Origin of the sequence: Streptococcus oralis subsp. tigurinus (assembly GCF_002093545.1) — a bacterium.
Lineage (GTDB): Bacteria > Bacillota > Bacilli > Lactobacillales > Streptococcaceae > Streptococcus > Streptococcus oralis_C.
In genome coordinates this window covers 1-9,043 of the sequence record NZ_LNVF01000019.1, presented here as the reverse complement: position 1 = coordinate 9,043, position 9,043 = coordinate 1, and the positions used below count along the sequence as shown (strand labels likewise).

Genomic DNA, 9,043 nt, shown 5'->3' with positions numbered 1-9,043 from the left:
AAGTTCATAGATCTGAACTTTATCATCATAAGTTAATTTCATAGTAAAAACACCCCAAAAGTTAGATTTTTTCTGTCTAACTTTTGGGGTGCAGTTCAGATTTCCCGTTGCTTTTTTGCATGGTTGCGATAGCCTTGGTAAAATAGAATTGCTTAATAAACCATTTAGAAAGGCTATCCCATGCATGTTCACTATAACACAAATCAAACAACTTTACCACTAGAAATCAGTTCTTTCTTGCCACAAGACCATCTTGTCTTTACGATTGAAAAAGTGGTGAATACCTTGGAGGATAGTCACTTCCAAACCTTCTATCATGCCTTTGGTCGCCCGTCTTATCACCCTAAAATGCTTGTGTCTACTCTTCTATTTGCCTATTCACAAGGGATCTTCTCTGGTCGAAAAATTGAAAAAATGATGATTGAAAATCTCGCTATGCAGTACCTAACAGGACAGTTGGTTGTCAGCTATCGTACTATCAATCGTTTTCGTATCGCTGAAGGGATGGAAGAACTCATTCGTGATCTGTTCATCGACCTCAATCTTCGTTTAAAAATGGAAGAGTTAGTGACCTTAGATTGCTTGTTTATTGACGGGACGAAGATTGAAGCCAACGCCAACAAGTATAGTTTCGTGTGGAAAAAGGCAACGGACAAGTTTTCCGCCAAACTTCAAGAACAGATACAGGCCTATTTTCAAGAAGAAATCACTCCCCTGATCCATCAGGCGATTGCGCTGGATGAAAAAGAATCGATTACCTCAGAACAGTTGACCGAGTTCGCTCAAGTCCTTGAAGAAGAATTGGAAAAACTGAACCAAGACATGGAGGAGACACCCGTTAAAGGAAAGGATGAACGTAAAACCCAGCGTCGGAAACTCAAGAAAGTCCTTCGTAAAGTCAAGGATGATTTTTCAGTACGTGCTGAAAAATATTAGAACTATCAGGAGACATTTGAAGGGCGTAACAGCTTTTAGAGATTATCAAGAACTAGGTCAAACATACGGGATGTTGAGAGGATTATTAATCTGTATCCAAAGCTAAATTAGCAAAAATGCTGTAGATATATTTTTATTTAATAAAATTTGAAAAGATTAACCTTTTTAGTAACAAACTTATTGCTTAAAATTATTTTTACTGTTACAATAATCTTAGGTATCATTTTTTGCTGTAAATATTTTAGGAGTGACAATGAAATTCAAAACTAAATATAAAAAGATTATTATTGGAATGCTATGTCTTATTCTAACATTCCTTTTATTACCGATTAAAAGTTTTTTTGCTGTGCAAGAAATTAAAGATAATACTGACCTTGCACATTTAGATACATATAAATTTAACTTAAATGTGAATAATATGGAGGTAATTTCAAAATCGAATGCTGTTAATCAAGCACGATTGAATAATCCTTACTACCAATCTTTAAGTGGTCAGATTTATCATAAACCTATGGAGAATTTTACCCTCAAAGTTGATAAAACCAATAAAAGCACTCAAGTATTTGAACAACCTTTAAAATTAAAATTTTCAAATGTTGGTGAGGTTTATGGAAAAAAGGTTGATGCTTATCTAACCATTAATCGTGTGACAGTTCATTATAATAATACAACACTAGGTGAAGCATCACTGAAGGATCCTACTAAGAAAAATGTCCAGTTTTTTAATGTTTCAGAGATTTGGGAAAATGGGGCATTTGAACTTGGAAATATCCCATATGTGGATGCAGCCCATAATGATATAATTGACCATGCCTATTGGATTGACGCAGATGTAACGGCCGAGCTGAAATATTCAGACGGATCAAATACGGATTTGAAGCTTGTAATGGTCCCATCTGATGTGGATGTGACTGTTGACGGGACAGAATCATTCTATATTAAAAACTATACATCCCAAGTAGATAAGACGGTAATGAATACCGCAAATGCTCTCAAAAAAGAAGTAAGTGGCGACAAAACAATTTGGCGAGCTACTAAAGGAACAGACGGCGATGCTTCCTACAATGTTGGTGGTCTAGCTGTTCGTTCGGTTAACAATAGTTTAGAATTTGGCTACCAGTCAACTGCCTACTGCTCAGCAGTATTTGGACTTTTTGTAGAAGGAAAGATTCCGGCACCAGTTAAAACGGTTGACCCCACACAAGCTCCAGCTAAAAAAGGACAGAAGATCACTTATACGGGAACTTTCAAGGTACCGACACCCGGAAAAGATGTTATTGGCTCACTTGACAGCTTAGATTTGATTGATACATTTGATGAACGACTAACCTATCAAGACCTTAAAGTCGAAGCAGATGGCAAGGTTTTGACGGAACATACGGATTACACTGTTACTGTATCAGGACAGACCGTTACTGTTAAAATGGCAGAAAAGTATCTTCAGCGAGCAAGTGGAGCTGATACGATAAAAGTTACATATAATACGGTAACAAATGAAAAAGTAGAGCAGAAAACATCGGGTGTTATCGAAAATACCGTAACATTGAAAGTTGATAATGTCCTAGTCCCTTCTAATAAGGTCAAAACAACTCTCCTTTACAATAAAACACATGAGTTCCAAAGCGGAACTCCAGGAATGTCTCTACCTAAAGAGGTAACTGATCTAACACCACCTAAGGTATCAAAAATTCCAAATGGGACAACCGTAACACCAGATCAGCCCAAGCAAACGGAAGTCACCGTTCCAGAAGGAACATGGGTTTTCAAGGGGTACACAGAAAAAGAAAAGACCATTGATGGTGCAGATGTACACTTTATTGGTATTTGGGTTCTAAAGGCTTATAAGAAGATTTCGATTGAGAAAAAGTGGATTGGTCCAGCAGCTGAGTCCGCAACTTTTAACATTTTGGTTGACGGCAAGGTAGTGAATGATGCAGATCACACGGTAACCTTAGATAAAACTACAGGCTGGTCATATACTTTTGACAAATTGTTGAAGTACAGCCTTGAGGACGGTCATGAGTACAAATATTCTTTAGCTGAAGTAAAAGTTAACAACTATGATAGTAAGATAACTGGGGATGTAGATAAAGGCTTTATCGTTACAAATACGAATACAGAAAAAGTTACAGTAAAAGTTAATAAAAAGTGGAATGGACCTGAGAAAAATTCGGTAATAGTTAAACTAGTTATTGATGGTAAAGAGAGTGAGAAAAAAGTTGAGTTAACTGCCGCAACCAACTGGTCAGGTGAGTTCACAGATTTGCCGAAGTATAATGCAGATGGCGGTAAGATCCACTACACTGTAAAAGAAGTTCCAGTAGAAGACTTTAAGAGTGAGATCGCAGGTGATGCCAACACTGGCTTCACTATCACCAATACATATATTCCTGCTGACCCTATTCAAGTTCCACTTGTTGCTGAGAAAGTATTAGAAGGGAAGCCACTTGAGGCGAATAAGTATCAGTTTAAACTTTTCAAAGTTACAAATGGCACTGAGCAGGAAGTAGAGACAGTTACCAATAAGCAGGATGGTAGTATCACCTTCACTCCTCTTACCTTTAATGAAGATGAAGTCGGAGAACACGACTATGTTGTCCGTGAGGTCATTCCAGCAGATAACGAAAAAGAAGCTGGAGTAACTTATGACAAGACAGAATTTAAAGTCAAAATCAAAGTTGAGAAAGCGTTTGGACGTAAACTAACAGCAACCATCACTAGAAGTCCAGAAGCGCTTGTCTTTAAAAATAAATATACAGCCAAGCCAGTGAACGTTCCTCTTTCTGTAACTAAGAAGCTGACTGGTCGCGAGCTAAAGGCAGGCGAGTTTGAATTTGTCTTGAAAGACAAAGCCGGCAAGACTGTTGAAACGGTGAAAAACACAGCCGATGGCCAAGTAAACTTCAGAGCTTTAGAGTTTACTAAGACGGGTACTTATGTTTACACTATTAGCGAAACAAAAGGGAATCTAGGTGGTATTTCCTATGACACACATCAAGTTACTGCAACTATTGAAGTAACGGATGACGGTTCTGGCCAACTTAAAGCCAAAACTAGTTATAAGGATAATAACCAAACCTTTAACAACACATACACAACTAAGAAAACTTCAGCTAGTCTTGAAGTGACAAAAGCCCTTTTAGGTCGTACCTTGAAAGCTGATGAGTTTGAGTTTGTCTTGAAGAATGACGAAGATGGCTCAGAAGTTCAAAAAGTGAAGAACACTGCTGATGGTAAGGTCGTATTTGCACCAATCGAATACACTAAAGCTGGTACATACAAGTACACTATCGTTGAAACAAATGCTGGACAAACTATTGACGGTGTAACATACGATAGTCTCGAAGTTAAAGTCATAGTAGAAGTTACAGACGATGGTGAAGGAAATCTTACTGCTAACGTAACATACCCAGCGGACAAAGAATTTAACAACAGCTACGGAGCTTCAAAAACTTCAGCTACTCTTGCAGTTAAGAAAACACTTACTGGTCGTGAGTTGAAAGCCGATGAGTTTGAATTTACTTTGACAGACCAAGATGGTAACGTGAAAGAAACAGTCAAGAATGACAAAGATGGAAACGTTAAGTTCTCAGCCTTGGAATTCGATAAAGCTGGAACTTTCACTTACAAGATTGCTGAAAAAACTGGAACTGCTACAGGCATCACGTACGACACAAAAACAATCACTGCTACAGTTACTGTAGCGGACAATGGTAAAGGTGCCCTTGAAGCAACTGTTACTTACGACGATGAAAAAGCATTCGAGAACACTTACACTCCAGCAGGGGCTACAAGTGTAACTCTTGGAGCTAAGAAAGTTCTTGAAGGTAAAGATCTTGAAGCTGGTAAATACAGCTTTGTTCTGAAAGAAGGCGACAAAGAGCTTGAAACAGTTACAAACGCTGCCGACGGAACAGTGGCCTTCTCACCAATCTCATATGATGAGAGTCAAGTGGGAACTCACAAGTACACCATCTCAGAAGTTGCTGGAACTGAAACAGGGATCACTTACGATAAGACAGTTCAAGAAGTTGAAGTAACGGTTGAGAAAGTAAGCGCGACTGAATTGAAAGCAACTGCTTCAAAAGAAGCGAACGATCTTGTATTTACAAACAAATACACTCCAGCAGGAGCTACAAGTGTAACTCTTGGAGCTAAGAAAGTTCTTGAAGGTAAAAATCTTGAAGCTGGTAAATACAGTTTCGAATTGAAGAAAGAAGACGGAACTGTTGTTGAAACAGTGACAAACGCTGCCGACGGAACAGTGACCTTCTCACCAATCTCATATGATGAGAGCCAAGTGGGAACTCACAAGTACACCATCTCAGAAGTTGCTGGAACTGAAACAGGCATCACTTACGATAAGACAGTTCAAGAAGTTGAAGTAACGGTTGAAAAAGTAAGCGCAACTGAATTGAAAGCAACAGCTTCAAAAGAAGCAAAAGATCTTGTATTTACAAACAAATACACACCAGCCAAAACTCAAGTTTCTGTGAAGAAAGCATGGGATGATAAGGACAACCAAGATGGTAAACGTCCAACTTCTGTCACAGTTAAATTGCTTGCAGATGGTCAAGATACTGGTAAAACACTTGAACTTAATGCCGCAAACGGTTGGGCTGGAAGCTTCACAGATCTTGATGCTGATAAGGGCGGTACACCTATCCAGTACACTGTAGTAGAAGTAACTGTTCCTGGTTACACTTCTAAGGTTACTGGTGACGCTGCATCAGGATTCACCATCACAAATAGCTATTCACCAGAAACAGTTGACATTAAAGCAACTAAGAACTGGGATGACGCGAATAACCAAGACGGCAAACGTCCAACTAAGATTACAATCAATCTTTTAGCAGACGGTCAGAAAGTTGATTCGAAAGAAGTTCAAGCAGCCGCAGACGGAACTTGGACTGTCGAATTCACGAAATTAGCAAAATATAAAGATGGTAAAGAAATCAAATACACTGTAACGGAAGAAGCCGTAGCAGAATACGAATCTACGATTACAGACTTTACCATCACAAACAAATATGCTCCTAAAGCAATCGACTACAAAGTAACAAAAGTATGGAACGATGCGAACAACCAAGACGGTAAACGTCCTGAGTCAGTAACGGTTCAACTTTATAAAAAAGTAGGAGATGCTGATCCAGTAGCCGTTGAAGGTAAGAAATTGACCTTGACAGCTAAGGATAAGACAGATGCCAACACTTGGGTAGCATCCTTCACAAATATTCCACAATACGAAGCTGGTAAAGAAATCACTTACTCAATCAAGGAAGTGGATGTACCAGCTGGTTATGAAGCCTCTGTAACTGGTCAAGTAGTGACTAACACTCACAATCCAGATACAGTTATCCTTTCAGGAACTAAGGTTTGGAAAGATAACAACAACCAAGACGGCAAACGTACAACATCTGTGAAAGTTCAAATTCTTAAAAACGATAAAGAAGTCGTTCAAGAGATTGAAGTATCAGAAAAAACTGGCTGGAAGTTCGAATCTAAGAAACTTCCTAAGTATGAGAATGGTCAAGAAATCAAGTACACTGTCAAAGAAGTGGCTGTTGCATCATACGAAACAACAATTACTCCAGAAAAAGACGGTAAGTATACGATTACTAACGAACATACACCAGAGAAAATTACTGTAAAAGGTAAGAAGATCTGGGATGATGCTAATAACAAAGACGGTATTCGTCCAGACTCAATTACTGTAGCACTTCTTGCCAACGGTAAAGAAACTGGTAAGACTGTAACTGTTACAAAGGCAACTGCTCTATCAGACAACGAGTGGGCCTTCGAGTTTACAGACCTTGATCGTTACGCAAATGGTAAACCAATCGAGTACACTGTCAAAGAAGTTGGTACTGTGAATGGGTACACAGCAAAAGAAGATGGCATGAATGTTACAAATATACATACTCCAGAAAAACCAACACCAGGTAAACCAAATGAACCAGGAAAACCAGATCCAAAACCTCAACTTCCTAATACTGGTGAAAAAGCATCTAACGCAGCAGTAGTTGCAGGACTTGCTTTGATAGCAGTGACTGGTGGATTGTACTTTGTAAGCCGTAAAAATAAATAATCTCTAAAAGAGAGTTAATTTTCAGTTAGTTCTTAGGAAGTAATTGGAAAGGAAATAGTCCAGAACATTTGTTCTGGACTATTTTTTATCGGCTCTTTGTCAACTGTAGTGGGTTGATAAAAAGTCACAACCTGGAGAGGACCAAATTGGTTCTCTCCTTTTTGATATTAAAAGCAATGAGAATTCTCGTTTTAAAATTTTCAAAGTTCCGGAAGCCAAAAGCATTTCGCTTAATGACTTTGATGAGGATATCTGTGGCCTCAAGTTTTGCGTTTGAGTAGGGAAGTACAAGTGCATTAATGATCTTATCCTGATCTCTCAAAAAGGTCCTAAAAATGGTCTGGAAGATTGGATTGACAGAAGAAATGGACCCTGTGATCAATTCGAAGAAATAGTCATCGTGCTTCTCTTGAAAATGAAAGAGTAAAAGCTGATAGAGTTCATAGCGATCTCTAAGATCTTGAGAGTAAGAGAGAAGTTTTTCGAGAATCTCTTTATTGGTTAAATGCGACTGAAATGTTGGACGATAAAATCGTTTACTGCTCAGCGTATAGTTATCCTGTTGAATGAGTTTCCAGTAACGTTTCAGTGCTTTATATTCGTGCGGTCTTCTATCAAACTGATTCATAATTTGGATGTGTACGCGATTCATTGCTCGACTGAGATGCTGGATAATATGAAAGCAATCGAGAACGATTTTAGCGTTTGGGAGTGAAACAGTCTGGGAGACTGTTTCAGCCTGAGCCTAGAAATTCGAAAGCGAAGTTGTCTAGCTAAGTCATAGTAAGGGCTAAACATATCCATCGTAATGATTTTTACCTGACAGCGAACGGCTCGCTCATAGCGAAGAAAGAGATTTCGGATAACAGCTTGTGTTCTTCTCTCAAGAACAGCGATGATATTGAGATTATCAAAATCTTGCGCAATGAAGCTCATCTTCATCTCCCGATTGAAACAGTCACTTCCCTGACTGTTTCCACATCCCAACTCATGTGTTCTGGAAGGTGGTTAAGATCAGTCTTAAATTTGAATTTATGTAACTGACGAATGACTGTCGAAGTGGAGACAGATAAACTTTCGGAGATAGCTGTCATAGGGACTTTCTCAATCAATTTTTGAGTGATTTTCTGTTTGACGATGGTTGCGATCTGGTGATTCTTCTTGACTAAGGAAGTCTCTGCGACGGCTATTTTTCCACAGTCTTTACAGCGGAAACGGCGTTTTCTCAATCGAATGAGAGTCTTGTAGCCAGCACATTCGAGGTAGGGGATTTTGGATTCTATTTGAAAGTCATATTTAGCCATTTGTCCTTGACAGTTGAGACATTTAGAGGCAGGATAATCGAGCTTAGCAATGACTTCTTTATTCGTTCCAGTATCAAGATAATCTAAGATAATAATATTTTTGTCATTAATTCCAAGTATGTTTGTGATAAAATTTAATTGTTCCATAAGATTCTTTCTAATGAGGGTTTGGTCACTTTTTCATTATAGGTCTTATGGGCCTTTTTTCTACAACAAATTAGACTCCATAATTCCTACAGTGGTTTTACCCACTACAGAAATTATAGAGCCTAAATTTAGAGAGGTTCGACCTCTATTTTTTTGTTCTAAAGTGATGGCTACCGAGCGAATGTCTTGATAGTCGACCCTCCTCGAACGGGATTAGATGACAAGTTATTAGATGCCATCCTAACCTATGTACCGGAAAAAATGGTTTATGTTTCTTGCAATGTTTCGACCTTGGCGCGAGATTTGGTTAAACTGGTAAAAGTTTATGATCTCCAGTATATCCAGTCAGTTGATATGTTTCCCCACACTGCACGGACAGAAGCAGTCGTGAAGTTGATTAAGAAGAGTGTAAAATAAGGTATCCGGTTATAAAAGATAGATGCTAAAATAAAAAAATGAAGCTATTCTCAAAAAGTTCTTGACAAAGGAGGAAAAGTAGGTATAATAGAAAGAGTTGAAAAGCTCAAGGTCCGTTGGTCAAGGGGTTAAGACACCGCCTTTTCACGGC

1 protein-coding gene and 3 pseudogenes are annotated in these 9,043 nt (G+C 38.6%); 3 read left to right on the top strand and 1 reads right to left on the bottom strand.

Features of this window, described 5'->3' with window-relative positions; genetic code table 11:
• Nucleotides 1-180 precede the first annotated feature (180 nt).
• A pseudogene (locus ATE34_RS10830) lies at nt 181-933 on the top strand (transposase); the annotation flags it as partial.
• Nucleotides 934-1,189: 256 nt separating this feature from the next.
• Nucleotides 1,190-7,024: a Cna B-type domain-containing protein gene (locus ATE34_RS11340; RefSeq protein WP_061599307.1), complete on the top strand. Its 5,835-nt coding sequence runs from the start codon at nt 1,190-1,192 to the stop codon at nt 7,022-7,024.
• A 124-nt stretch (nt 7,025-7,148) separates the two neighbouring features.
• Here the strand turns inward: ATE34_RS11340 and ATE34_RS10820 are convergent.
• A pseudogene (locus ATE34_RS10820) lies at nt 7,149-8,475 on the bottom strand (ISL3 family transposase).
• 165 nt (nt 8,476-8,640) lie between these two features.
• Here ATE34_RS10820 and ATE34_RS10815 point away from each other — a divergent pair.
• A pseudogene (locus tag ATE34_RS10815) lies at nt 8,641-8,892 on the top strand (23S rRNA (uracil(1939)-C(5))-methyltransferase RlmD); the annotation flags it as partial.
• Between the last annotated feature and the right edge of the window lie 151 nt (nt 8,893-9,043).

What these genes read in the sequence shown, in the direction of transcription:
- ATE34_RS11340 (WP_061599307.1), top strand. Translation starts at nt 1,190, where the DNA reads ATGAAATTCAAAACTAAATATAAAAAGATTATTATTGGAATGCTATGT.